The 23,445-nt window shown below is 72.3% G+C and carries 25 protein-coding genes; 13 read left to right on the top strand and 12 right to left on the bottom strand.

Translation table 11 applies throughout. From position 1 onward, the window contains the following. Entirely contained in the window at nucleotides 1-2,046 is a 2,046-nt protein-coding gene (locus tag E7Z53_RS04285) for a bifunctional rhamnulose-1-phosphate aldolase/short-chain dehydrogenase (protein WP_017834023.1), read from the bottom strand. A gap of 41 nt (nucleotides 2,047-2,087) precedes the next feature. Next, on the bottom strand, nucleotides 2,088-3,254 hold the full coding sequence (gene rhaI, locus E7Z53_RS04280) for an L-rhamnose isomerase (RefSeq protein ID WP_176337271.1): 1,167 nt from the start codon (nucleotides 3,252-3,254) through the stop codon (nucleotides 2,088-2,090). 333 nt (nucleotides 3,255-3,587) lie between these two features. Between rhaI and E7Z53_RS04275 the strand changes: the two genes are divergently transcribed. The 3 genes from E7Z53_RS04275 (at nucleotide 3,588) to E7Z53_RS04265 (ending at nucleotide 6,544) form a co-directional block, all read left to right on the top strand. Further along, on the top strand, nucleotides 3,588-3,956 hold the full coding sequence (locus E7Z53_RS04275; RefSeq protein ID WP_176337270.1) for an L-rhamnose mutarotase: 369 nt from the start codon (nucleotides 3,588-3,590) through the stop codon (nucleotides 3,954-3,956). 95 nt (nucleotides 3,957-4,051) lie between these two features. Continuing rightward, the gene (locus tag E7Z53_RS04270) at nucleotides 4,052-5,350 is read left to right on the top strand and encodes an MFS transporter (RefSeq protein ID WP_017834026.1); all 1,299 of its coding nucleotides are present in this window, start codon (nucleotides 4,052-4,054) and stop codon (nucleotides 5,348-5,350) included. A 168-nt stretch (nucleotides 5,351-5,518) separates the two neighbouring features. After that, a complete protein-coding gene (locus E7Z53_RS04265) occupies nucleotides 5,519-6,544 on the top strand; it encodes a LacI family DNA-binding transcriptional regulator (RefSeq protein ID WP_369597955.1) in 1,026 nt (341 codons plus the stop codon). Between the two features lie 49 nt (nucleotides 6,545-6,593). Here E7Z53_RS04265 and E7Z53_RS04260 read toward each other — a convergent pair whose 3' ends face one another. Continuing rightward, a complete protein-coding gene (locus E7Z53_RS04260; RefSeq protein ID WP_217905464.1) occupies nucleotides 6,594-7,277 on the bottom strand; it encodes a maleylpyruvate isomerase family mycothiol-dependent enzyme in 684 nt (227 codons plus the stop codon). 102 nt (nucleotides 7,278-7,379) lie between these two features. Between E7Z53_RS04260 and E7Z53_RS04255 the strand changes: the two genes are divergently transcribed. Beyond that, nucleotides 7,380-7,832 (top strand): MarR family winged helix-turn-helix transcriptional regulator, encoded by a 453-nt coding sequence (locus E7Z53_RS04255; protein WP_109221860.1) that lies wholly within the window; start codon nucleotides 7,380-7,382, stop codon nucleotides 7,830-7,832. A gap of 3 nt (nucleotides 7,833-7,835) precedes the next feature. On the opposite strand, the gene E7Z53_RS04250 is transcribed toward E7Z53_RS04255, so the two are convergent. The 4 genes from E7Z53_RS04250 to E7Z53_RS04235 all read right to left on the bottom strand — a co-directional run bounded on the left by E7Z53_RS04250 (nucleotide 7,836) and on the right by E7Z53_RS04235 (nucleotide 10,355). Then, nucleotides 7,836-8,018: a PspC domain-containing protein gene (locus E7Z53_RS04250; protein ID WP_176337269.1), complete on the bottom strand. Its 183-nt coding sequence runs from the start codon at nucleotides 8,016-8,018 to the stop codon at nucleotides 7,836-7,838. Between the two features lie 83 nt (nucleotides 8,019-8,101). Further along, on the bottom strand, nucleotides 8,102-8,587 hold the full coding sequence (locus E7Z53_RS04245) for a pyridoxamine 5'-phosphate oxidase family protein (RefSeq protein WP_017834031.1): 486 nt from the start codon (nucleotides 8,585-8,587) through the stop codon (nucleotides 8,102-8,104). 161 nt (nucleotides 8,588-8,748) lie between these two features. Beyond that, nucleotides 8,749-9,339: a hypothetical protein gene (locus tag E7Z53_RS04240; RefSeq protein ID WP_176337268.1), complete on the bottom strand. Its 591-nt coding sequence runs from the start codon at nucleotides 9,337-9,339 to the stop codon at nucleotides 8,749-8,751. After that, nucleotides 9,336-10,355 carry an arsenic resistance protein gene (locus E7Z53_RS04235; RefSeq protein ID WP_176337267.1) on the bottom strand — a complete coding sequence of 340 codons (1,020 nt, stop codon included), beginning with the start codon at nucleotides 10,353-10,355 and terminating at the stop codon, nucleotides 9,336-9,338. The genes E7Z53_RS04240 and E7Z53_RS04235 overlap by 4 nt, the downstream gene beginning before the upstream one ends. A gap of 77 nt (nucleotides 10,356-10,432) precedes the next feature. On the opposite strand from E7Z53_RS04235, the gene E7Z53_RS04230 reads away from it, so the two are divergent. Then, entirely contained in the window at nucleotides 10,433-11,608 is a 1,176-nt protein-coding gene (locus tag E7Z53_RS04230; RefSeq protein ID WP_176337266.1) for a PP2C family protein-serine/threonine phosphatase, read from the top strand. Between the two features lie 33 nt (nucleotides 11,609-11,641). On the opposite strand, the gene E7Z53_RS04225 is transcribed toward E7Z53_RS04230, so the two are convergent. Together E7Z53_RS04225 and E7Z53_RS04220 are read right to left on the bottom strand one after the other, a co-directional pair. Next, nucleotides 11,642-11,953: a hypothetical protein gene (locus tag E7Z53_RS04225; RefSeq protein WP_035925281.1), complete on the bottom strand. Its 312-nt coding sequence runs from the start codon at nucleotides 11,951-11,953 to the stop codon at nucleotides 11,642-11,644. A 339-nt stretch (nucleotides 11,954-12,292) separates the two neighbouring features. Continuing rightward, a complete protein-coding gene (locus tag E7Z53_RS04220) occupies nucleotides 12,293-12,778 on the bottom strand; it encodes an Lrp/AsnC family transcriptional regulator (protein ID WP_035925279.1) in 486 nt (161 codons plus the stop codon). 164 nt (nucleotides 12,779-12,942) lie between these two features. Here E7Z53_RS04220 and E7Z53_RS04215 point away from each other — a divergent pair, with 164 nt between their 5' ends. From E7Z53_RS04215 to E7Z53_RS19955, 7 genes are all read left to right on the top strand, one after another. Continuing rightward, nucleotides 12,943-14,202, top strand: coding sequence for an MFS transporter (locus E7Z53_RS04215; RefSeq protein WP_109244241.1), 1,260 nt, complete (start codon nucleotides 12,943-12,945; stop codon nucleotides 14,200-14,202). Between the two features lie 145 nt (nucleotides 14,203-14,347). Beyond that, on the top strand, nucleotides 14,348-14,980 hold the full coding sequence (locus E7Z53_RS04210) for a dihydrofolate reductase family protein (RefSeq protein WP_035925273.1): 633 nt from the start codon (nucleotides 14,348-14,350) through the stop codon (nucleotides 14,978-14,980). 391 nt (nucleotides 14,981-15,371) lie between these two features. Further along, nucleotides 15,372-16,280, top strand: a complete 909-nt coding sequence (locus E7Z53_RS04205; RefSeq protein ID WP_035925270.1) for an SPFH domain-containing protein — start codon at nucleotides 15,372-15,374, stop codon at nucleotides 16,278-16,280. 79 nt (nucleotides 16,281-16,359) lie between these two features. Next, nucleotides 16,360-17,481, top strand: a complete 1,122-nt coding sequence (locus E7Z53_RS04200) for a zinc-binding dehydrogenase (protein ID WP_255219437.1) — start codon at nucleotides 16,360-16,362, stop codon at nucleotides 17,479-17,481. Nucleotides 17,482-17,518: 37 nt separating this feature from the next. Continuing rightward, nucleotides 17,519-18,700, top strand: coding sequence for an SGNH/GDSL hydrolase family protein (locus E7Z53_RS04195; protein WP_109221868.1), 1,182 nt, complete (start codon nucleotides 17,519-17,521; stop codon nucleotides 18,698-18,700). 690 nt (nucleotides 18,701-19,390) lie between these two features. Then, nucleotides 19,391-19,945 (top strand): serine hydrolase domain-containing protein, encoded by a 555-nt coding sequence (locus E7Z53_RS19960; RefSeq protein ID WP_369597954.1) that lies wholly within the window; start codon nucleotides 19,391-19,393, stop codon nucleotides 19,943-19,945. A gap of 8 nt (nucleotides 19,946-19,953) precedes the next feature. Further along, a complete protein-coding gene (locus tag E7Z53_RS19955; RefSeq protein WP_217905462.1) occupies nucleotides 19,954-20,328 on the top strand; it encodes a serine hydrolase in 375 nt (124 codons plus the stop codon). On the opposite strand, the gene E7Z53_RS20710 is transcribed toward E7Z53_RS19955, so the two are convergent. Next, a complete protein-coding gene (locus E7Z53_RS20710; protein WP_176337265.1) occupies nucleotides 20,329-20,895 on the bottom strand; it encodes an LssY C-terminal domain-containing protein in 567 nt (188 codons plus the stop codon). It lies immediately after the preceding gene. Nucleotides 20,896-20,992: 97 nt separating this feature from the next. Continuing rightward, entirely contained in the window at nucleotides 20,993-21,961 is a 969-nt protein-coding gene (locus E7Z53_RS04180) for a GlxA family transcriptional regulator (protein WP_109221871.1), read from the bottom strand. Between the two features lie 159 nt (nucleotides 21,962-22,120). On the opposite strand from E7Z53_RS04180, the gene E7Z53_RS04175 reads away from it, so the two are divergent. Beyond that, entirely contained in the window at nucleotides 22,121-22,762 is a 642-nt protein-coding gene (locus tag E7Z53_RS04175) for an isochorismatase family protein (RefSeq protein ID WP_176337264.1), read from the top strand. A 75-nt stretch (nucleotides 22,763-22,837) separates the two neighbouring features. On the opposite strand, the gene E7Z53_RS04170 is transcribed toward E7Z53_RS04175, so the two are convergent. Further along, nucleotides 22,838-23,407, bottom strand: a complete 570-nt coding sequence (locus E7Z53_RS04170; protein ID WP_109269186.1) for a DapH/DapD/GlmU-related protein — start codon at nucleotides 23,405-23,407, stop codon at nucleotides 22,838-22,840. Nucleotides 23,408-23,445 lie beyond the last annotated feature (38 nt).

The following is a 23,445-nucleotide window of genomic DNA, read 5'->3' as shown; positions in this document are numbered from 1 at the left end:
TCACCGGAGGAAGGCGGCGGCCACGCCGGCGTCGACGGGCACGTGCAGGCCGGTGGTGTGGGAGAAGTCGGCGGTGCACAGGGCGAACACCGCGTTGGCGACGTTCTCGGGCAGGACTTCCCGCTTGAGCAGGGTGCGCTGGGCGTAGTACGCGCCCAGCTCCTCCTCCGGCACGCCGTAGACCGCGGCGCGCTTGGCGCCCCAGCCGCCGGCGAAGATCCCGGAGCCGCGCACCACGCCGTCCGGGTTGATGCCGTTGACCTTGATCCCGTGCTCGCCCAGCTCGGCGGCGAGCAGCCGGACCTGGTGGGCCTGGTCGGCCTTGGTGGCGGAGTAGGCGATGTTGTTGGGCCCGGCGAAGATCGAGTTCTTCGAGGAGATGTAGACGATGTCCCCGCCCAGCCCCTGGGCGATGAGCACGCGGGCGGCGTTCTTGGAGACCAGGAAGGAGCCCTTGGCCATCACGTCGTGCTGCAGGTCCCAGTCGGCCTCGGTGGTCTCCAGCAGCGGCTTGGACAGCGACAGGCCGGCGTTGTTGACCACCAGGTCCAGCCCGCCGAAGGCCAGCACGGCCGCCTCGATCGCGGCCTGCACGGCGGCCTCGTCCGAGACGTCGACGGCGACGCCGACGGCCACGTCGGTCCCGCCGAGCTCCGCGGCCGCGGCGCGGGCCTTCTCGGCGTCCAGGTCGGCGATGACCACGCAGGCGCCCTCGGCGGCCAGGCGGGTGGCGATGGCCCTGCCGATGCCCGAGGCCGCCCCGGTGACCAGGGCGATCCGGGTGGCCAGCGGCTGGGGCGCGGGCATGCGCCGGAGCTTGGCCTCCTCCAGGGCCCAGTACTCGATGCGGAACTTCTCGGCCTCGTCGATCGGGGCGTAGGCGGAGATGCCCTCGGCCCCGCGCATGACGTTGATCGCGTTGAGGTAGAACTCCCCGGCCACCCGGGCGGTCTGCTTGTCCTTGCCGAAGGAGAACATGCCCACCCCGGGGACGAGCACGATCGCCGGGTCCGCCCCGCGGATCGCGGGCGAGTCCGGGCCGGCGTGACGGTCGTAGTAGTCCTGGTAGTCCGCGCGGTAGGCCTCGTGCAGCTCCTTCAGCCGTACGACGCAGTCCTCGACCGGGGCGCCGGCGGGCAGGTCCAGGACCAGGGGCTTGACCTTGGTGCGCAGGAAGTGGTCCGGACAGGAGGTGCCCAGTGCGGCCAGGCGCGGGTGCTCGGCGGCAGCGAGGAACTCCAGCACCCGGGCGTCGTCGGTGAAGTGGCCCACCTGCGGACGGTCGTGCGAGGCCAGCCCGCGGATCACCGGGGCCAGGGCCGCCGCCTTGGCCCGACGCTCCGCCTCGGGCAGCGCCCCGTAGCCGTCCAGGACCGGGCCGAAGGGCTCGGGCCGGCCGTGCTGGTCGATGTACTGCTCGGCGGTGCGGATGATCCACAGCGAGTTCTGCTCGGACTCCTCGCTGGTGGCGCCCCAGGCGGTGATGCCGTGCCCGCCGAGGATGCACCCGATCGCCTCCGGGTTCGCGTCCTTGATCGCCGCGATGTCCAGGCCCAGCTGGAAGCCGGGGCGGCGCCAGGGCACCCACACGACCTTCCCGCCGAAGATCTCGGCGGTGAGCCGCTCCCCGTCGGCGGCGGTGGCGACCGCGATGCCGGAGTCGGGGTGCAGGTGGTCCACGTGCGGGGCGTCGACCAGCCCGTGCATGGCGGTGTCGATGGACGGCGCCGCCCCGCCCGCCCCGTGCAGGCAGTAGTCGAAGGCCGCGACCATCTCGTCCTCGTGCTCGACCCCGCGGTAGACGCCGGTCAGCGCGCGGACCCGGTCCAGCCGCAGCGCGGCGAGGCCCCTCTCGGTGAGGGTGCCGAGGTCACCGCCGGAGCCCTTGACCCACAGCAGCTCGACGCCCTCGCCCGTGACGGGATCGGTCGCGGTGCCCTTGGCGGAGGTGTTCCCGCCGGCGTAGTTGGTGTTCTTCGGGTCCGCGCCGAGCCGGTTGGAGCGGACGATCAGGTCGGCGACGACGGAGTGCGTGGTGGTCTGCATGATCAGGTGTCTCTCTGCGAGGTGGTGTGCAGGGGGTGAGGTCAGGAAGCCCAGGAGGCCTGGGTGCCGCCGACGCGCTCGGCGGCCAGGCGCTGCTGGTGCCCGGAGGCGGCGTAGGCGGCCATCGGGTCCGCCGGAAGGCCGCGGGCCTCGCGCCAGTCCGCCAGGGCCGGGCGGACGTCGGTGTAGAAGGCGTCCATCAGGACCTGGTGGGCGCCGAGCACGTCGCCGGCCTCCTGGGCGGCGGTCAGGGCCACCCGGTCCAGCAGGAGGGCGCGGGCGGTCATCTCCTGGACGTTGAGCACCGAGCGGATCTGGCCGGGGATCTTCTCCTCCACGTTGTGGCACTGGTCGAGCATGAAGGCCACGCCCGAGTCCGGGTCCAGGGCCCCGCCGCGGATGACCTCGACCATGATGCGGAAGAGCTGGAACGGGTCCGCCGCGCCCACGATGAGGTCGTCGTCGGCGTAGTTGCGGGAGTTGAAGTCGAAGGAGCCGAGCTTCCCGAGCCGCAGCAGCTGCATCACGATGAACTCGATGTTGGTCCCGGGGGCGTGGTGGCCGGTGTCCAGGCAGACGAGCGCCCGCTCCCCGAGGGCGGTGACCTGGGCGCAGGCCGTCCCCCAGTCCGGGACGTCGGTGTGGTAGAACGCCGGCTCGAAGAACTTGTACTCCAGCACCAGCCGCTGCTCCGCCCCGACCTGGGCGTAGATCTCGGCCAACGACTCCGCCAGCCGGTCCTGGCGTCCACGCAGGTCCTGCTGGCCGGCGTAGTTGGAGCCGTCGGCCAGCCAGATCTTCAGGTCCCGCGAGCCGGTCCCGGTCATGATCTCCAGGCACCGCAGGTGGTGGTCGACGGCCTTCCGGCGCACTGCGGGGTCCGAGTGGGTGAGGGAGCCGAACTTGTACGCCTCGTCCTGGAAGGTGTTGGAGTTGATCGTGCCCAGCGCCACCCCCTGGTCGGCCGCGTACCGGGCCAGGGCCCCATAGTCGTCCACCTGGTCCCACGGGATGTGCAGGGCGACGCTCGGGGCCAGTCCGGTGAACCGGTGCACCGTGGCGGCGTCGGCGATCTTCTCCTCGACCGTGCGCGGGGTGCCCGGGGTGGAGAAGACCTTGAACCGGGTCCCCGAGTTGCCGAACGCCCACGAGGGCAGCTCGATGGCCTGGGCGGCCAGCTGGGGCGCGATGTCGTCGAATGCAGTCATGGGTTTCACATCTTCCGTGCGGGGATCGGGGACGCGACCGGGACGGCGGCGCGATGGGTTATTGAATCGTTTCATGACGATAAGCGGTGACTCCAGTCACGTCAAGACCTTGCCCAGGCTCCCAGGACCAGGCTTTCCGGGCTCACCGAAGATCCCGCCGGAGGAAACTGTGGCAGGGGTATTGAAACGACTCAAAATGTGACTACGATGGCCCGGTACTGAGAGGCACCTCACATGCCGCGCTCGGCGGGACGCCCGGACCGCCCCGCTGAGCGTCACCGCCTCTCGTCCCCGGCCGGTCGTTCCGACGGCCCCACCACGAAGGAGTCCCGCATGGGCGCCCATCCGTCCGCCGCGACGCTGCAGGAGCTGATCGAGCTGCCCGAGGAGATCACCCGCACCCGCCGGTGCTTCCTCCTCCACGTCCGCCCCGAGAAGCTCGCCGAGTACGTCGAGGTGCACCAGCAGGTCTGGCCCACGATGCTCGCCACCCTCCGGGAGACCGGCTGGCGCAACTACTCCCTGTTCCTGCACCCGGAGGACGGCCTGGTCGTGGGCTGCTTCGAGGCCGACGACGTCGCGTCCGCCCAGGCGCTCATGGACGACCACCCGGTCAACGCGCGCTGGCAGGCCGAGATGGCCCAGTACTTCGTCGAGGGGTCGCACCCCGAACCGCTCCTCCCGTACTTCCACCTGGCCTGAGCCGGGACCACCACCCGCACGGCACCACCGTCACCGTCACCGTCACCGTCACCGTCACCGTCACCGTCACCGTCACCGTCACCGAAGGATCACCCATGACCACCACGAAGCTCGGGGGCTGGAAGGCCACCATCGCGGTCTCCATGTCCAACTACATCGAAGCCGGGTCCATCATCGCGCTGGCCACCAGCCTGAGCCTGTGGCAGGAGTACTTCGGCTTCACGAACCTCGCCGTCGGCCTCGTGGCCGCGCTCAGCGCCAACGCCTTCGGCGCGGCACTCGGCGCGCTGATCGGCGGGCCGCTCGGCGACCGGTACGGGCGCAAGTTCATCTACACCTACGACCTGATCCTGTACATGATCGGCACCGCCTTCGTGATCTTCGCCGTGGCGCCGTGGATGCTGGTGCTCGGCGTGGTCCTGACCGGCATCGCCGTGGGCGCCGGCGTTCCCGTGGCCTGGACCTACATCGCCGAGGAGGCGCCGTCCGAGGCCAGGGCGAAGCACGTGGGCACCGCCCAGTTCGCGTGGTCCCTGGCCCCGGCGCTGGTGTTCCTGTTCGCCACCTTCGTGGTGCCGCTGGGGCTTCTGGGCACCCGCATCGTCTTCGCCCACCTGTTCGTGGTCGCCTTCGTCACCTGGTGGGTCCGCCGGGGCCTCTCCGAGTCCCACACCTGGAAGAAGTCCGACGAGGAGCGGCGCGCCTCGGAGGCCACCGGGATCAAGCGGCGCAACTACCGCGAGCTGCTCACCAACCGCACCAACCTCAAGGCGCTGCTCTTCCTCGTGGGCGTGTACGCGCTGTGGAACCTCGTCGCGGGGCAGATGGGCATCTTCATGCCGCGGGTGTACGAGACCGCCGGTGTCGAGTCGGCCACCCAGCAGAACCTGCTCCAGGTGCTGCTGTGGAGCTTCACGGTGCTGGCCACCTGGTTCGGCTTCATGCGCTACGGCGACCGGGTCGACCGGCGCCTGCTCTACGGCATCGGGGCGCTCCTGGGGATCGCCGCCTGGGTGCTGCTGGTCTTCGCCCACGTCACCATGCCGGTGCTGATCCTCTTCGCCGTGCTCTGGGGCGTGTCCGCCGGCATCGGCGCCCAGGCGTTCTACGCCCTGTGGGCCGCGGAGATGTTCGCGACCCGCTACCGTGCCAGCGCGCAGGGCGTGCTGTTCTTCGTCGCCCGCATCGTCGTGGGCCTGCTCAGCTACTGGTTCCCCACCCTGCTCGCCGAGCACGGCGTGCCCTTCGTGGGCATGATCATGATCGGGGCCCTCCTGGTCGCGCTGCTCGTCGGCGTGATCGGCGCCCCGGACACCCGCGGCAAGAGCCTGGAGCAGATCGAGGAGGACCGCTACGGGACGCCCGCCTCCCGGCCGGCCCAGCCGGTGGGCTGAGCCCGGCGCACCGCAGCGACACCACCGGGCCGCGGCCCCTCGGCGTGCCGGCCGGGGAGCCGCGGCCCGGCGCGTCGAGGGGAATGCGGCCCGCCCGCGCGCCGGGCACGCCCGGCGGCCGGATCGTTAGAATCGAGGACCTGGACAGTTCCGAGGGAAAGTGACGACGTGACCCCTGCGCGACCGGCGGTGAGCATCAAGGAGGTGGCCCGGGAGGCCGGGGTGTCCATCGGCACCGTCTCCAACGTCCTCAACCGCCCCGAGGTGGTCTCCGAGGACCGCCGCCGCCGTGTGCTCCGGGTCATCGAGGACCTGGGCTACGTCCGCAACGACGTCGCGCGCCAGCTCAAGGCCGGCCGCTCGCGCACCGTGGGGCTCGTGGTGCAGGACTCGGCCAACCCGTTCTACAACGAGATCGCCCTGGGCGCGGAGACGGCCGCCGAGCGGCTGGGCCAGGCCGTGATCATCGGCAACGCGGGGCTCTCCCCCGAGCGGGAGAGCCTGTACCTGGACCTGTTCGAGGAGCAGCGGGTCCGGGGCGTGCTCGTCACCCCCCAGACCCCGGAGCGGGCCCGCGTCGACGTCCTGCGCTCCCGCGGCACCCCGGTGGTGCTGGTGGACGAGCACGCGGCTCCCAGCGAGTACTGCTCGCTGGCCGTGGACGACGTCGAGGGCGGCCGCGCGGCCGTGGCGCACCTCCTGGGCACGAGCCGCCGGCGGATCGCCTACGTGGGCGGCCCCGACTCCCTGCACCAGGTCCGCGACCGCCGGGCGGGGGCGCAGCGGGCGGTCGAGGCCGTGCCCGGTGCGTCCCTGGAGTCCTTCAGCACCACCGCCCTGACGGTGCTGGAGGGACGCCGGGTCGGCGAGCAGATCCTCGAGCTCCCCCCGGAGCGACGCCCCGAGGCCGTGTTCGCCGCCAACGACCTGCTGGCGCTCGGGCTGCTGCAGGCCTTCGCGTTCACCCACCGCGTCCGGGTGCCCGAGGACATCGCGCTCATCGGCTACGACGACATCGACTTCGCGACCTCGGCGATCGTCCCGCTCTCCTCGATCCGCCAGCCCGCGCGGCTGATCGGGCGCACGGCCGTGGAGCTGCTGGAGGACGAGATCACCGACCCCGGCCACCACCACCGTCACGTGAGCTTCCAGCCCGAGCTCGTCGTCCGGGACTCCACCCGCCCTACGGCCTGAGCCGTCGAGCGCCCCGCCCGGGGGCCATGGAGCCGCGTGGGCCCAGGAGTCACGCGGGCGCGAGCCGGCGCCGCAGCATCTCGGCTCCGTCTCCCGTCAGCCGGTCCAGCCCGGCGCGGCGGCCCGTGAGCAGGAGCAGCAGCGCGGCGGCCGGTCCCCGGATCTCGGGGCCCTCGCCCGCGGCCCAGGAGGCATCGGTGGCGACGAACCGGAAGCCCTCCAGCGGCAGGTGCCGGAACACCCGCGCCGTGCGCGTGCCCCCGGTGGACCGCACGCGCTCCGCGGCGACGGCCGCGGCCTCCGGGGGCATCTCGAGCTCGAGGCCCAGCGGCACGGCGATGTCCTGGCCGTGCACCAGGATGTCGGTCAGCGTCTCGAGGCTCGTCACACCCACGTTGTGCCGCCGGGAGCCCACCGTGGCGCGGATGCCCGCGACCAGGCGGTCCGCCGGACGGCGGGCGCGGTCACGGGCGGACTCGAGGATGACGTGGTTGAGGCCGCCCGGGTGCCGCAGCGCGGACAGCAGCGCGGCGCCGAGACCCAGCTGCTGCAGCGTCAGGTGGGCGGCGACGTCCCGCACCGTCCATCCCTCGCACAGCGACGGGTGGTCCCACTGCTCCCCGGAGAGCCCGGCGAGCAGGTCCGCCGTGCGCCGGCGCTGAAGGTCGATCACGGCCCAGACGTCGTCGTCGCCCATCGGGCCGGTCGTGCTGTGCTTCCGGACCGTGCTCATGGTCCTGCCTCCTCGCCCGCGGACGGGGCCGCCACCGGGCCCCTCGTGTCCTCCGGGTGACCCGATTATAGTTCGTTCATAAGACTATTTCGAGGGGCGGGCATGACAGGACAGCTCAACATCGGGGTGCTCATGTTCATCGCGCACCGCTCGGCGGAGAACCGCATCGTGGAGGCGGTGCGTCGGGCCGGCTACACGGACCTCACCGTGCCGCAGGCGCGCATCCTGGCGCGGATCGGCCCGGACGGGACCCGCCTGTCCGAGCTGGCCGAGCAGGCGCAGGTGGCCAAGCAGACGGCCACGGTGCTGGTGGACCGGCTCGAGCGCGCGGGCTACGTGGAGCGCACGGTCGACCCTCGCGACGCCCGGGCGCGGCTGGTGCGGATCGCGGGCCGGGGAATCGAGCTCGTGCCGATCGCCCGCGCGGAGGAGGCCCGGATCGAGGCGGAGTGGAGTGCGCACCTGGGCGGACGGAGGATGCGCCAGCTGCGCGAGGCGCTCACAGCACTGCGCGAGATCACCGACCCGCACGCGGGGCCGGAGGAGCAGGGGTGAGGCTCAGGCCTCCTTGGGGATGATGATCCACAGGGCGATGTAGACCAGCTCCCCCACGCCCACCAGGCCGAAGACGATGAAGCCCAGCCGCACGAGGAACTTCGGCAGTCCGAAGCGGGCCGCCAGGGCCGCGCAGACGCCGGCGATGAGCTTGCCGTTGCGGGGGCGGACCAGAGAAGTGTTCATGCCCGGATCCTACCAACGCACCCCGGGACACGCCCGGGGGCGGGACCGTCCGGTCCGGGCGGAGCGGACGGCCCCGGCCGGCGTCAGAGGTCGACGACGCCCTTGTCGCCCTTGATCGTGTCGCCGGTGACCTTGGACTTCACGAGGTTGGCCACCTGGGTGACCTTGCCGCCGCCGGGGGTGTCCCAGTACTCGGCGGAGCGGCCGGTGACCTCGATCAGGATGTTGTTCGGGTTCTCCGGCCCGCCCTCGAGCCAGGAGCCGGTGAAGCTGTCCCACAGCTCCTTGAGCTTGGCCTCGTCGTTGAGCACCAGCGCCGTCCCGGTCAGCGAGACCCAGGCGCCGTCCCCGGCGTAGGCGACGTTCACGGCCGGCCGCTGCTGCAGGTCCTGGACCTGGTCCGAGGTGCGCTCGGCGATGAAGTACACGGTGCCGTCGAAGTCCACGTCCTGCGTGGCCATCGGCTTGGAGATCAGATTCCCGTGCTCGTCCGCGTGGGTGAGCATGGCGATCCGGGTGTCCTTGATGAGCTGGCGCACCTTGGCGGTGCCGTTGTCCTGGTCGGTCATGGGGAGGTCCCTTCTTCGGTGGACTGCTGACGGTGTTCGACTGCTGAACTGCGGTCCGCGGCGCGGAGGGCCAGTCTATGAACCCGGAGCGCGTCGCACGAGGGGTGGGCCGGCGAACGGCCCCGGCCAGGCAGCGGGGAGGACCGCCGCTGCGTCCCTTCCTACCTGCCCTTCGGCGCCTCGGCGGCGGCCGGGACCACCGCGTTGCGCGCGGTGGAGACCGGCAGGTTCACGGGGCACGCCATCTGCCCGGCGAGGCGGTGCACCACGGCGAACGCGCTCAGGGCGAGCGCCAGCACCCCCAGCCACGGCTGGACGGGCGCGAACCACGTCAGGGCCCCGGTGGAGCCGAGTGCCAGCAGCGCGAGCTTGTTGCAGACCGGGCAGCCCACGGCGAACCAGGCGGCGAACGTGCCGACCGCGCCCAGCCGGGCGCTGCGGCGCTCGCCGGACTCGACGGCCCGGGCCACGGTGGCCGCGGCGACGTCGTCGTCCCCGGGAAGCGGGGTGCCGCCGGCCACGGGGGACACGTAGGAGGCCACGAGGACACCGGTGAGCGCCGAGGTGGCGATCCAGACGGGGTAGTTCCACCACACGGGCGGGATCTCGCGGCTGAAGACGCCGTTGGGGATGAGCACGGTGGCGAGCCCCAGGACCAGGGCGGTGGCGAGCCCCGCGAGCACCGCGACGCCCCACTGGCGCGGACCCCACAGTCGGAGGGCCTGGGTGGCGGGGCGGAGGCGCTGCGTCATGGGCGGGGTGCCTTTCGGTGGGACGAGGTGGTGCCCCCACTGTGTCGTGGATCGCGGTCCCGCACCAGCGCGGGGACCAGCCGCACCAGCACCACCATCCCCACCAGCTCGACCAGGGTCTGGGTGACGACGACGAACGGCGTCAGCGCGAGCCGCTCCGGCAGCGCCAGGGCCAGGGGGAGCACTACGAGGGAGTTGCGGGTGACCCCGCCGAAGACCAGGGCCCGGGAGACCGGCACGTCCAGGCGGGCCAGGCGGGCGGCCAGGATCCCGATCGGGACCATGAGCACCAGGAAGCCGGCGTAGAGCGGCACGACCGCCGCGAGGTGGGGCAGCTGCTCCCCCACCCCGCGCACCTGCGAGGCGATCACGGTGAACAGGGTCAGCGCCATGAGGGGCACCATCGCCGCGCCCGTCGCGGACTCCAGCCGCCGGGCCGCGGCGGAGCGGGACGCCGCCCGCTGCACGGCCGCCGCCGCGGCCAGGGGCAGCAGGATCAGGAGCACGAACGCCTCCGCGAAGGGGCCCAGCTCCACCAGGGCCACCGCCTCCGGGCCGGCGAGGAGCAGCAGGTAGGCGGGCAGGAGCAGCATCTGCGCGAGCATCAGCAGCGGGGCGGCCGCCAGCAGCCGGTCGGCGGCGCCCCCGGCGAGGCCGGTGAAGACGATGACGTAGTCCACGCAGGGGGCCAGCAGCACGAGCAGCACGCCCAGCAGCAGGGCCTCGTGCCCGGCGACCGGCCGGGACAGCCCGAGGACCACGACCGGGACGACCAGGAAGTTCACCACCAGCAGCGCCGCGAGGAAGCGGAGATCCGCGAAGGCCCGGCCCAGTGCGGCGAACGGGACGGCCAGGAACGTGGCGAACAGCAGCAGCCCCAGGACCGGGGTGATGGCCGGGGCGAGCGCCGGCGCGCCGGGCACCGTCCAGCCCACGAGGACCGCGGCCGCGATGGTCACCAGGTACACCGCCACCTGGTGGCGCTCGGCCCGTGCGACGGCTGTCGGTGCGTTCACCCGCCCAGCCTAGGGGCAGACCCTCCGGGGGGGGTGCCGGCGGTCGTCGCCGGTCCCCACCCCGATAGCCTGGTGGCATGCAAACGCACACGGCCCGCACGGAGGCCGCCCGGGTCGATGCCCTGCACGCCCTGAAGATCCTGGACACCCCCCGGGAGGAGCGCTACGACCGTGTGGTGCGCATCGCCCAGGACGTCTTCGGGGTGAAGGCCGCGGCCGTGAACCTCATCGACGCCGACCGGCAGTTCACCAAGGCCGAGGCAGGACTGGACGGACTCGTCCACGCCACCCGCGCCGACTCGCTGTGCGCGCGCACGGTCGACCGGGACGCCCCGCTGATCGTCGCCGACGCGATGACCGAGCAGCGCTTCACCGGCAGTTCGTTCGTCACCGGGGACGACCCGGTGCGCTTCTACGCCGGCCACCCGCTGCACGCCCCCGGCGGTGAGCCGGTCGGGTCCCTGTGCCTGGTCGACAGCGTCCCGCGCGAGCTGGACGAGCGGGAGCGGCGCATCCTCGCGGAGATGGCCGGGTGGGTGGAGCGCGAGCTCGCGGCCCAGATGGAGCTGGACCGGGCCGAACAGATCCAGCAGATGCTCATGCCCCGCACCGGGCTGGTCACCCCCGTGGTCGAGGCCGCCGGCCGGTGCCTGCCGGCGCGGTCCATCGGCGGGGACTTCTACGACTGGATGGTCCTGGGCGACGAGGTGCAGGCGATGGTCACCGACGTGATGGGCAAGGGCATCCCCGCCGCCCTGCTGTCCGCCTCCGCGCGCGCCGTGCTGCGCGGGACGTTCCAGTACAACCCCCCTGCGGAGGCCATGAAGCGCGCGGCCGGGGCGCTGACCCCGCTGCTGGAGGAGGCGGGGGCGTTCATCACCGCCTTCATCGCCCGGGTGCACACCGGGACCGGGGAGATGAGCTACATCGACGCCGGCCACGGCCTGGCGCTGATCCTGTCCCCGGACGGCGCCCACCGCCGGCTGATCTCCTCGGGCCCGCCCCTGGGGGTCGTGGTCGGGTGGATCTGGGACGTGCACACCACCACGCTGCTGCCCGGACAGACCCTGCTGGTGGTCTCCGACGGCTACCTGGACTTCTTCGACGACCTCGAGGCGGCCGTCGCGACCGCCGCAGCCCTCAACACGCTGGCCGGCACCGCCGAAGAGCTCGTGATGCTGTGCAGCGACTACGCCGGCACCTCCGGCGCCGATGACGACACGACGATCCTCGCGCTCCGGCGCACCGCCTGAGCACTCACCGGTCGCTGCGCCCGGTCCGAGGGCTCACCCCACGTGCCGGCAGGCGGGCTCGCTCGTGTAGGTGAGGACCACCTCGTCGTCCTCGGGGCGTTCCCGGGAGGAGCGGTGGCTGACGGCGGCCAGCACCGCGGTGATGACCTCCTCGTCGTCCTCGGGGCGTTCCCACTCGGAACTCCCGCGGCCGGGGGGTCGCCCGGCGCTTCCGGCCGGTGCGGCGCCGGGCCGGGTCTGCTCCCGGGGCAGGACCTGGAACCCTCGGACGCCGGTACCGATCGTCTGCGGTGCCGGCCGTGCGGGCGGTGTCGCCCCGGAGTGGATGCTGGTCGTGGTGGTCATCGCGCTTCCCTACTTCGTCGTAGTGGTGTGCTCGGTGGTGTCGTGCCGTGCCCGGTCGGTGTCCGCCCCCGCGGGGCGTGACGCTTCCGGTGGAGTGCCCCGCTTCCCGGACCCCCAGGACCGTCGCGGGGCCCGCGGATCCCGGCTGCCCGATGGAACCGGGCGCGCCGGTGGACGCCGAGGAGTCCGGGAGTCGCAGACGGCGCGCTGGTGGGGGATTCGCCTCTGCCCGCAGGTGGACCTGAGACTAGCGACCCGGACCACGGACCGGAACCGCCCGGCGAAACATGTCGACGCATCGGGGCGCGCGAAGCGCGAGAGCGCGCCGGGGAGCGGCCCTCACGCTGACGTGGAGTCGCCCTTCGTCAGCGTTCGCAGGAGGGGCTGGACGCGGTAGGGGATCTGCTCGCTGAGGGCCAGGGACGTCTCGGCGCGGAGGACTCCCCGGATCCGCAGGATCGAACGCAGGACGGCGTGCAGATCACGGGTCTCCCGCGCCGCCACCCGGCACCAGACGTCCCCGCGCCCCGAGATCTCGTGCACCTCCAGGACGTTGTCGATGCCGCGCAGGGCGGTGACGACGGCGTCGAGCTCCCGGTGGGTGACCTCGAGGGTGAGGAACGCCAGGACGTCGAAGCCCACGGAGGCCAGGTCGACGTCTCGACCGCCGGAGCGCAGCACCTCCCGGCGCTCGAGCCGGCGCATCCGCGAGACCACGGTGTTGCGGGCGACCCCGAGTGCGGCCGCCACCTCCCCGATCTGCGCCCGGGGGTACCGCAGGAGGTGCAGCAGCAGCCCGATGTCGACGGCGTCCAGTGTGGTCACGGTGGTCTCCCTGTCAGTGGTCCGCCTCCAACTTTTGATCAGCGTGATCAGTTCCGCAAGCATCTCAGTGGTGCCGGGCTCAGTCTCCGGCAGACTGCGTGAGCACACTGCGCCGGCCGCCCACGGCACAGCCCGCAATCGCCGATCCCACCGGAAGGCCCGCGATGACCGTGTTCAACGAGCTGACCATGCGCTCCGGCGCCGGCGACGCAGGCCGGGGATGGAACGCGGGATCGCGCTCCCGCCTGGTGCTGACCATGTCCACGACGGCACTGCTGCTGGTGGGCGCCAACCTGGCCACCCCGCTGTACCCCGCGCTGCAGGAGCGCCTGGGGCTCGGCCCCTTCGCGGTGACGGTGGCGTTCTCCTCCTACGTCCTGGCCCTCATCGCCGGGCTCGTCCTCTACGGGCACTGGTCGGACCACATCGGGCGGCGCACTGCCCTGGTGCTGTCGGTCCTCGTGGGACTGGCCGGTGAGATCGTCTTCGCGACCGCCGGGGGTCTCGCCGGTCTCGTAACCGGTCGGGTCCTGCAGGGCGCAGCCGTCGCGATGGTGACCGGCGCCAGCAGCGCGGCGCTCCGGGAGCTCCTGCCCCACCGCCCGGAGTGGGCCGGCCGCTTCACCCTCCTGGCGTCGGCGGGCGGAGTGGCGGCGGGCCCCCTCCTGGGCGGGGCCCTGGGGCAGCTGCCCCACCCGACGACGACTCCCTTCGCCGTCCACTGCACCATGCTGATCGCCGTCCTGGTGCCGCTGTGGACACTGCACGCCCGGCCGGCCATCGCCCCGGCCCCGGGATCGGCGGCCTTCAAGGCCCTGCGGCCGCGCCGTCTCTGCCTGCCGCCCGGGGTCCGCACGCGGTTCCAGCAGGCGGCCGCGGTCGGTTTCCTCAGCTTTGCGCTCTTCGGCTTCAGCCTCTCGCTGGCTCCGGGCTACTTCGCACGAACGCTCGGGGTGAGCTCCCCGGCCGGGATCGGGGCGCTGGCGGCCCTCGTGCTCATCGGGTCCGCCACGGCGCAGCTGGTGGGACGCCCCCGCGTCCGGGCCCTGCCCGGGGCGCTGGTGGGGATGGCCCTGGGCACGGCGCTGATCGGGGTGGCGGGCGCGCTGTCCAGCCTGCCGCTGCTGCTCCTCGGCGCCCTGTTCGCCGGGGCGGCCCAGGGTGTCGCGTTCCGCACGGCGTTCAACGAGCTGTCCGTGGCCGTTCCGGCCGCCGACAACGCCCGGGTGGTCAGCGCGGTCTACGTCGTGACCTATCTGGGCAGTGCCGTGCCGGTCCTGGGCCTCGGGGTCCTGGCCGGCGCGGTGGGCGTCCCCTCCTCCGTCCACTGGTTCGCGGGCACCCTGGCGGGCGCATGCCTGCTGCTGGCGGGAACCGTCCGGCTCCGGGCCCGTCGCGGGCCGCGGCGTGGACAGCAGGCCTGACCGGCCGGGGCACGAGGGACAGCACACGGGAATCGCCGTCAGGCGATGCTCACCGGCGGCGGCCACAGGCGACTCTTTCCCCGGGGGCGCCGAGCAGTCATCATCGGGGGACGACGGAGTCGCCGAGTGCGAAGGAGCACCAGCCATGTCACGGGCCCGCGTCCACAACTTCTCCATCTCCCTCGACGGCTTCGGCACCGGTGAGGGGCTGAGCCAGGACGCCCCCTTCGGGCACGCCGGACAGAGGTTGCACGAATGGATGATCGCCACCCGGTGGTGGGATCCCGGCGGCAGCGGTGGCGTGGACGACGCCTTCGCCCAGCTGCACGGTGTGGGGATCGGCGCCGAGATCATGGGAGCGGGGAAGTTCGGTCCGCCCGGGTGGCACGAGGACCCCGGGTGGGAGGGCTGGTGGGGTCCCAACCCGCCGTTCCACACGCCCGTCTTCGTTCTCACCCATTTCCCGCGCCCTTCGATCGAGATGGAGGGCGGCACCGTGTTCCACTTCATCGACGCCTCGCCCGCAGAGGCGCTCGAGACGGCGCGCACGGCCGCCGACGGCCAGGACGTGCGCATCGGCGGGGGCCCCACCACGGTCCGCGACTTCCTGGCGGCCGGGCTCGTCGACCACCTGCACGTGGTGGTGGTCCCGATCCTGCTGGGCCGCGGCGTGCGCCTGTGGGAGGGACTCGAGGGCCTGGAGGCGGACTACCGGGTCGAGGCCACCTCCTCGCCCCGTGGAGTCACCCACGTGACCTTCACCCGGTCGAGCACCTGAGCCGCCCCGGTCGCGAGTCCGGCGGCTGCCGCATCCGATGCCCCTGACCGGCGGAGGCGTCGCCCACGGCCACCTCGATGACGCACGCTCAGAGGAGGCGGCGCACCAACAGCCGACTCTGATCCGGGTTGCCCACTGACCGCTCTGGAACCAGGTCGCTGTGCCTGCTCCCAGTCCGTGACCGGACGCATCTCGCCCGTCAGCCCTGCACCGCGGCCTGCGCGGAGGCGGTGGCGCTCCGGCAGGCACCCCGGTCCCCCAAAGAGTGGGACGGCGACACCCGGGGTCTGCGGCCTCCACGATGTCGCGGCATGGCATTGTTCACACCAGTGAACTGCCGCGCCGAGGGCGGTGAGAGGCCAGAACTCCGAGGAGTGGAGAGCAGGAAGCCATGTTCTACATCGTCACGGCCATCGTCCTGGCCTTTGTCACCGTGATCTCGATCCTCGGCTGGATGATGTCCCCGAAGGAGACCGTCCGGAAGGACGCGGACGGCGAGCACGTCCACCCCAGCGCCACGAGGAAGGCGGCCGGCCTCACCGCCGTCAGTGCCCTGGTGCTCCTGCTGCTCGTCACGGCCGGGACGGCTCTCGCCCGAGTGGGCGCACGTGAAGTGGGGATCGAGACCAGCCTCGGCAAGTACTCCCGGACCCTGCAGGCGGGATGGCAGATCAAGGCGCCCTGGGCCGAGGTGGAGACCTTCTCCACCCAGTTGCAGCGCTCGGAGATGGACGCCCCGATCGCCTTCGCCGGCGGCGGCTCCGGCACCCAGCACATGACCGTACAGTGGACCATCACGGGAGAACAGGCCCAGGAGCTGTGGTCCCGGTACCGGCAGTTCGAGAACGTCGACGGCATGCTCGTCCAGCCCGCGGCCAGGGAGGCGGTCGCGACCGTCCTGGCGTCCTACACCCCCGCGGAGGCCCGCGCCGAGGGCAAGGTGGAAGAGGTGCGGGAGGCCGTGGAGAAGGCCCTGACCGAACGCCTGTCCCCCTACGGGGTGCAACTGGATTCCGTGGCGCTGCCGCCGGCGGCGCTCGACCAGACCGCCCAGGACGCACTGAACCGGGTCGTGGAGGCCGAGGCGAACGTGGACCGCGCCCAGTCCCGTCTCGAGCAGGCCAGGATCGATGCCGAAGCGGACCGGGAACGCAACAAGAACGTCACGGCGGAGAACCTGGTCCTCGAGTGCCTGACCATCACGAACAACTGGAACGTCGAGGAGAACGGCCCCCTGCCGGCCACCTGGAACTGCTTCGGTGGGGACGCCGCGGACGTCCTCGTGAACACGAACCGGTAGCGCGGTCTCGGCCCGCCCGCACGGACACCGCGACCGTCCGCTCGTTGGCATCAGCACCGACCGTGATCCAGGATGAGGGATGACCACGAACCCACCCCTCCCCCGGACACGCGTCGCCGGCGGGACCATGATGGCGGTCGTCACCACCGGTGTCGGCGGCTACGACCGTCTCGTGCTCTCCCGAGTGCCCATCCCTGAGCCGGGCGAGGGCGAGGTGCTGGTCCGCGTCCTGGCGGCCGGCATGAACAACACCGAGATCAACACCAGGCTCGGCTGGTACTCGTCGTCGGTGACGGCAGGAACGAACGATGTGTCCGAGGACGCCGTCGGAGACGCCTCGACGAGACCGGACGGGGGCTGGAACGCGGCAACCCCGTTCCCGCTGATCCAGGGCGCGGACTGCTGCGGGCGGATCGCGGCCGTCGGCCGTGGGGGCGACGAGTCCGCCCTCGGGGCGCGGGTGCTGGTCCGCGCCTGCATGCGCACCAAGGGTTTCTCCTCGTGGGACACGACCTGGCTGGGCTCCGATCTCGACGGAGCATTTGCGCAGTTCGTCGTCGTCCCGGCGCACGAGGTCTTCCCGGTGGACTGCGACTGGAGCGACGCGGAGCTGGCGACCATCCCGTGCGCCTACGGGACGGCGGAGAACATGGTCCGCCGCGCCGGCGTCACCACGGGGGCACGGGTCCTGGTGACCGGCGCCTCCGGCGGCGTCGGATCGGCCGTGGTGCAGCTGGCCAAGCGGCGCGGTGCCCACGTCGTCGGCATGGCCGGTGACGCCAAGCGGGACCAGGTCCGCGCCCTCGGCGCCGACGAGGTCGTCGGGCGGGACGACCCGCGGGACGTGCTGGGCGCGGACAGCGTCGACGTCGTGGTCGACAACGTCGCCGGCCCCGGCTTCCCGGCCGTGCTGGACCTCCTCAGGAGGGGCGGGACGTACGTCTCCTCCGGGGCCATCGGCGGCCCCCTGGTCGCACTCGACATGCGCACCCTCTACCTGAAGGACCTCACCCTGATCGGCTGCACGGCGTGGGACGAAGAGGTGTTCCCCGACCTCGTCTCCTACATCGAGCGCGGAGAGATCCGGCCGCTGCTGGCAAGGGTCTTCCCGCTCGAGCAGATCGCGGCCGCCCAACGGGAGTTCCTCGAGAAGACGCACGTGGGCAAGTTCGCCCTGATCCCGCCCGACCCCGCACCCTGAACCACCGCTGCCGGACCCGACACCCCCTGGGAGGACCATGCCGATCCCCGACCGACACTGCACCACGCCCGTCACCGACGAGCTCCTCCACGGCGTCGTGGAGCTGGAGCACACGGACGACGGAGTGATCCCGCACCGCCTCCCCGCGTGGGCCAGGAACCAGGCCCGCGACCCGCAGCTGGCCATGGCCGAGTCCCAGCCCTCGGGCGCGCGGCTGCTCTTCGCGACCGAGGCGAGCCGCGTCGAGCTCCGCGGGCGCGCCACACGCTTCCGGTACGAGGGCGCACCACCGCGCCCGGCGGGCATCTTCGACCTGCTGGTCGACGGCCGGCGCACCCGGCAGGCCGGCCTCGAGGCCGCGACCGTGGTGAGCATCGACATGACCACCGGCGACCGGCAGATCACGCAGGCCGGGCTCGGCGGCGTCGTCTTCGACGATCTGCCCCGGGGCCCCAAGACGGTCGAGCTCTGGATGCCGCACAACGAGACCGTGGAACTGGCCGAGCTCCGCTCCGACGCCCCCCTCCGACCGGTGCAGGACCCGCGCCCGAGGTGGGTGCACCACGGCAGTTCGATCAGCCACGGCTCGAACGCGGTGCATCCCACCGGCACCTGGCCGGCGGTCGCCGCGAGGCGGGCCGACCTCAATCTGCTCAACCTCGGCTTCGGGGGCAGCGCGCTGCTCGACCCGTTCACCGCACGCACCATCCGGGACACCCCAGCCGAGCTGATCAGCGTCAAGCTCGGCATCAACCTGGTCAACCTCGATCTGATGCGGCTGCGGGCCTTAGGCCCCGCAGTGCACGGCTTCCTCGACACGATCCGCGACGGCCATCCCCACACCCCGCTGCTGGTGATCTCCCCCCTCCTGTGCCCGATCCACGAGAACACCCCGGGACCCGGCGCCTTCGACCCGGACGCCCTCGCCCGGGGTGAGCTGCGGTTCCGGGCGACCGGCGACCCCGGCGAGGTCGCCGCCGGCAAGCTCACCCTGACGGTCATCCGTGCCGAACTGGCACGGATCGTGACGGAGCGGGCGCACGACGATCCGCACCTGTTCCACCTCGACGGACGCGAGCTCTACGGGGAGTCCGACGCCCGGGAGCTCCCCCTGCCCGACGCCCTCCACCCCGACGCGACCACGCACCTGCGGATCGGCGAGCGCTTCGCCGAGTTCGTGCTCGGCCACGGCTCGCTGCCGGCCGGCGAAGGGGCGTGACATCTTCGGCGGTTGGGTAACGATCCGGGGCAGGTCGGCCGGCCGACCCGGAGGACCGTCCTACGCTGGGGGCACCGCCTGTCCCACGCGTTCACCGGGGCCGGTGCGTGATCCGGGGCCGTGGACCGGCCCGTCATCTCATCGATTCCCCGGCCCGTGCGTGCTGTCGGGATGTGCCTTCGCGGTGGAGTGCGGCGCAGGGGTCGACATCGTCGCCCATGGCGACTGCGCCTGAAGCACTGTTCTCCGGGTGCAGGCCCTCCGGAAGCGGCCTGCGCCGATCGAGAAGGAAACGAAGATGTCCGCACCTGCACGATCCACGCGCCGCACGTTCGCCGCCGCCACGGCGGCGGCGCTCCTCCTCGGGACCACCGGCGGGGCAACCGCCGCGCCGCCCTCCCCGGCCGGGCCGGCGGCCACTCCGGTCGCCGCGGCGGCACCGTCGGCTCCGGCCACGGACTCCGAGGCCTGTGTCACCGATGTCGACGACGTCGTCACCCGAGAACCCTCCGCGCAGATGTCCGAGCCGCTGCCCGAGGAACTGGCGACGACGTTGGACGCCGCCGCCCGGGCCTCGTTCGCGCAGGCCTCCACCCCCGGTGCGGTGGTGGGGTCTCCTCCCCGGAGGGCACCTGGACGGCCGCCTACGGGGTGGCCGACCCGGCCACCGGGGAGCCCATGGAGGTGGGGGTGCACACCCGCGTCGGATCGGTCACCAAGCCCTTCACCGCCACCCTGGTCCTGCAGCTGGCCGAGGAGGGTGAGCTCTCCCTGGAGGACCCCATCGCCGACTACGTCGACGGCATCCCCAACGGAGAACAGATCACCCTGCGCCGGCTGGCGGACATGACCAGCGGGGTGGCCAGCTACACCCGCAGCACCCAGTTCACGGACCGCTTCTTCGCGGATCCGCAGCAGGTCTTCACCCCGGAGGAGCTGGTCGCCGTCGGCGTCTCGGAATCCCCCCAGTTCGCCCCCGGCGCGCAGTTCGACTACTCCAACACCAACTACATCCTGCTGGGCCTCGTCGTCGAACAGGTCACCGGCCAGCCGATCGGGGAGGTCCTGGAGGAGCAGATCTTCGACCCGCTGGAACTCGACGAGACCGTCTGGCCCGGTACCTCCACCGAGATGCCGGAACCCTACGCGCAGGGCTTCACGCTCCAGGGCGACACCGCGACGCCGGAGGCGCCGGCCGACGCCACGCACTGGAACCCCAGCTGGGGAGCCACCGCCGGGCCCTGATCTCGGACGTGGACGACCTGCTCACCTACGGCCGGGCCCTGGGCACCGGGCACGGACTGCTGGAACCGGAGGCCCAGCGAGAGCGCCTCACCTCGTTCCAGCCCCCCGAGTCCGGCTACGGGCTGGGCTTCGGGTGCATCGACGGCTGGGTCGGGCACACCGGGACGCAGCCCGGGTACAACACCACCGTCTACTACGACACCACCACCGACACCACCGTGGTCGTGCAGGCCACCAGCGACATCCCCTCCGGGGACTGCCCGGAGTCCCCGGTGCTGGCCGACGACCCCAGGACCCTGCCGTGCGCCACCCCGGCCACACGGATCTTCGCCGAGGTCTCCGCCGCCCTGGGCCACACCTTCACCCCCAACCCGGAACGCTGATCACCCGCTCCACCGAATCGGGCGGACATCGATGACGGGCAGGTCCCCGTCCGTCTCGATGGCGTCCCCGCCTCCGTTGCGGGCGTGATAGCCGGTGGAGTTCTGCTCGACGACGTGGACCGTGGCGCCGACGGCCTGCAGGGACGAGACGACGAGATCCCGCTCGCGGTCGGTGTCCGCGGCGGTCCAGCCGGCCCCGACCATCGCGGCGGACAGCTGCGCGGGGGTGCCGACCACCGCCAGGTTGACCGGGTCCCCCAGCAGGCCGTCGGAGGTGCGGGCCCGTCCGATGAAGTAGCTGGGGACGTAGATGCCGGTGAGCAGACGGTTCAGCCGCGGCAGGAGCACATAGGCCGACAGCACCCAGAGGGGCAGGAACAACCAGGGCAGACGCCCGTCGTCGTCGATCTCCTCGAGGACGAGGTGGTAGACGCCCCAGCCGGCCAGCACGCTGGTGACGAGGAAGCCGAACCGGTGCGCCCACAGCACCACGGTGGCCCGTCGGGCACCGCCTTTGGGCTGCGGGCTCCGCTCGTCGCTGTCGGGGCGTCCACGTCCTGCATCCATCTCGCGCTCCCCGCCCCGTGTCCCGCACCGGACGTCCGCGGCGCCGGTCGTGGTGCTCCCAGGCTAAGGGGTGCTCCGGATGTTCCGGAGCCTGCACCTAACGGGAATCCCCGCCAGCCTCTCGGAGGGCGAAGCTCCGCCGGTAGGCGGACGGCGTGGTCGCGTAGGCCGAGACGAAGTTCTGCCGGAGGGTGACAGCGCTGCCGAAGCCGCAGGCCAGCGCGATGCGGTCGACACCCCAGCGCGTGGTCTCGAGCAGGCTGCGGGCCTCGTCGAGGCGTCGCGCGAGGACCCAGCGAGCGGGGGTGGTGCCGGTGGTGTCGCGGAAGCGGCGCACCAGGGTCCGGCGGCTCATCCGGGCGTGGGCGGCGAGCTCGTCGATGGACAGGGGCTCGTGCAGCCGGGCCATCGCCCAGTCCAGTGTGGCGGCCAGGGGATCCCCGCTGTCGGGCCGGGCGACCGGGCGCTGGATGTACTGCGCCTGGCCGCCTTCCCGGTGCGGGGCCACGACCAGGCTGCGGGCGACCCGGTTGGCGGCCGCGGCACCCAGGTGCTTGCGGACCAGGTGCAGGCAGGCGTCCAGGGAGGAGGCCGTGCCGGCGGAGGTCATGACGTCGTCGTGGTCGATGTAGAGCACCGAGTCCTCGACCGCCAGCTCCGGGTGACGGGACGCGAGTTCGTCCATCCCCTCCCAGTGCGTGACGGCGGGCCGCCCGCCCAGCAGGCCGGCCTCGGCGACGGCGAAGGCCCCCATGCACAGACCCACCACACCGGACCCATGCGCATGGGCGCGGGTGAGCACGGCGCGCAGCGGCTCGTCGACGGCCACCGGCGGATAGGGCCAGGAGGGGATCACCACCAGGTCGGCGTCCTCGGCAGCTTCTGGCCCGGCGAGACGGCCCAGCGAGTAGCCCTCCGCCGTCGTGATCATGTCCGCGCCCGTGCTCCACAGCACCGTGTCCCAGCCCTCGGCCAGGCCCAGCCGGGTGACCTCGCCGAACACCAGCTGCGGCACGGCCAGGTGGAACATCGTCACACCCTCGAACGCATGGATCGCGATCCGCACCTGTCGTTCCTCTCCCACCGGGATCACCACGGAGCAGAAGTGGCCCGATCTCATCGTAATCGTGCACGCGGGCCGATCGCGGTGGCGACCGGCATGACAGGAGCATGGAGACGGGCCGAGCACCACAGCCCGCCCACCCCACGTTCCAGAGGAGACACCGTGACCATCCCCCGCCGCGCCCTGATCGTCGTCGACGCCCAGATGGAGTACTTCGACGGCCCCATGTCCATCCAGTACCCGCCCCGCGAGGAGTCGCTCGCCAACATCGGCCGTGTCCTCGAGGTCGCCGCCGAGCAGGACATGCCGGTCGTCATGGTCCAGCACGAGACGGACGAGGGCGCACCCATCTTCGCGCCCGGCTCGGCGGGATATCCGCTCCACCCCGATCTCGAGCAGCTCGACAACCGGCAGTGGAAGCAGGTCGTGAAGGGGTACGGCAGCGTCTTCGCCGGCACCGACGTGGCCGAGTGGCTGCGCGAGCGCGACGTCGACACGATCACGATCGTCGGCTACATGACCAACAACTGCGACCTGGCGACGGCGGTCGAGGCCGAGGGGCTCGGCTTCGCCGCCGAGATCCTCTCCGTCGCCACCGGCGCGATCCACCTCGCCAACGAAGCCGGTCAGGTCTCGGCCGAGGATCTGCACCGCACCCTGATGGTGCTGCTGCAGTCGAACTTCGCCGCGGTCACCACCACGGACGCCTGGATCGGAGCGGTCGCCGGCGGCGAGTCGCCGGTCCGCAGCAACCTCGTCGCCTCGGCCATGAACGGAGCAGAAGCGTTCACCAGCGGTTCCTAGAGGTATGTCGTGACCGCCCGGCCTTGCTGGGGGTTTCGGGCCGGCGTCCGCCGAGAGGCGCGCACCCGGCGCGGTTCAGTCGCTCACGGAGCGCACGACCCGTGCCGGGGAGCCCACCACCACGGACCTCTCCGGGACGTCCTTGGTCACCACCGACGCCGCCGCCACGACGGCGTCGTCGCCGATGGTCACGCCCGGCAGGACCGTGGCGTTGGACCCGATCCACACCTTGTGGCCGATCACGATGGGGGCCGGGTGCATGTCCGCGCGGCGGCTGGGGGCGAGGTCGTGGTTGAGGGTGGCCAGCACCGTGTTGTGCCCGATCAGGCAGTCGTCGCCGATGACCACCCCGCCCTGGTCCTGGAACGTGCACCCGGAGTTGATGAAGACCCGCTTGCCCAGGGTGATGTTCTTCCCGAAGTCGGAGCGGAAGGGCGGGAACACCGTCACCGATGCGTCCACCGGCCTGCCGGTGAGCTGGGCCAGCAGCTCCCGCACCCGGGCCGGTTCCCGGTATCCGCCGTTGAGCTCCCCGGTGATGCGCAGGGCCTCCTGGCTGACCCGGTGCATGACCTCGTGCAGGGGCGAGTCCCCCGTGATGGTGCGCCCGGCGTCGAGCGCCTCCAGAAGATCGGTCAGTTCCATGGTGTCCTTTCGGTAGTGTCCGGGCGGCGGGATCCGCC

The sequence above is a fragment of the Kocuria salina genome, assembly GCF_013368965.1.
GTDB lineage: Bacteria > Actinomycetota > Actinomycetes > Actinomycetales > Micrococcaceae > Kocuria > Kocuria rosea.
This window is presented reverse-complemented; position numbering and strand designations above follow the sequence as displayed.

What these genes read in the sequence shown, in the direction of transcription:
- E7Z53_RS04285 (WP_017834023.1), bottom strand. Translation starts at nt 2,046, where the DNA reads ATGCAGACCACCACGCACTCCGTCGTCGCCGACCTGATCGTCCGCTCC.
- rhaI (WP_176337271.1), bottom strand. Translation starts at nt 3,254, where the DNA reads ATGACTGCATTCGACGACATCGCGCCCCAGCTGGCCGCCCAGGCCATC.
- E7Z53_RS04275 (WP_176337270.1), top strand. Translation starts at nt 3,588, where the DNA reads ATGGGCGCCCATCCGTCCGCCGCGACGCTGCAGGAGCTGATCGAGCTG.
- E7Z53_RS04270 (WP_017834026.1), top strand. Translation starts at nt 4,052, where the DNA reads ATGACCACCACGAAGCTCGGGGGCTGGAAGGCCACCATCGCGGTCTCC.
- E7Z53_RS04260 (WP_217905464.1), bottom strand. Translation starts at nt 7,277, where the DNA reads ATGAGCACGGTCCGGAAGCACAGCACGACCGGCCCGATGGGCGACGAC.
- E7Z53_RS04255 (WP_109221860.1), top strand. Translation starts at nt 7,380, where the DNA reads ATGACAGGACAGCTCAACATCGGGGTGCTCATGTTCATCGCGCACCGC.
- E7Z53_RS04250 (WP_176337269.1), bottom strand. Translation starts at nt 8,018, where the DNA reads ATGAACACTTCTCTGGTCCGCCCCCGCAACGGCAAGCTCATCGCCGGC.
- E7Z53_RS04245 (WP_017834031.1), bottom strand. Translation starts at nt 8,587, where the DNA reads ATGACCGACCAGGACAACGGCACCGCCAAGGTGCGCCAGCTCATCAAG.
- E7Z53_RS04240 (WP_176337268.1), bottom strand. Translation starts at nt 9,339, where the DNA reads ATGACGCAGCGCCTCCGCCCCGCCACCCAGGCCCTCCGACTGTGGGGT.
- E7Z53_RS04230 (WP_176337266.1), top strand. Translation starts at nt 10,433, where the DNA reads ATGCAAACGCACACGGCCCGCACGGAGGCCGCCCGGGTCGATGCCCTG.
- E7Z53_RS04225 (WP_035925281.1), bottom strand. Translation starts at nt 11,953, where the DNA reads ATGACCACCACGACCAGCATCCACTCCGGGGCGACACCGCCCGCACGG.
- E7Z53_RS04215 (WP_109244241.1), top strand. Translation starts at nt 12,943, where the DNA reads ATGACCGTGTTCAACGAGCTGACCATGCGCTCCGGCGCCGGCGACGCA.
- E7Z53_RS04210 (WP_035925273.1), top strand. Translation starts at nt 14,348, where the DNA reads ATGTCACGGGCCCGCGTCCACAACTTCTCCATCTCCCTCGACGGCTTC.
- E7Z53_RS04205 (WP_035925270.1), top strand. Translation starts at nt 15,372, where the DNA reads ATGTTCTACATCGTCACGGCCATCGTCCTGGCCTTTGTCACCGTGATC.
- E7Z53_RS04200 (WP_255219437.1), top strand. Translation starts at nt 16,360, where the DNA reads ATGACCACGAACCCACCCCTCCCCCGGACACGCGTCGCCGGCGGGACC.
- E7Z53_RS04195 (WP_109221868.1), top strand. Translation starts at nt 17,519, where the DNA reads ATGCCGATCCCCGACCGACACTGCACCACGCCCGTCACCGACGAGCTC.
- E7Z53_RS20710 (WP_176337265.1), bottom strand. Translation starts at nt 20,895, where the DNA reads ATGGATGCAGGACGTGGACGCCCCGACAGCGACGAGCGGAGCCCGCAG.
- E7Z53_RS04170 (WP_109269186.1), bottom strand. Translation starts at nt 23,407, where the DNA reads ATGGAACTGACCGATCTTCTGGAGGCGCTCGACGCCGGGCGCACCATC.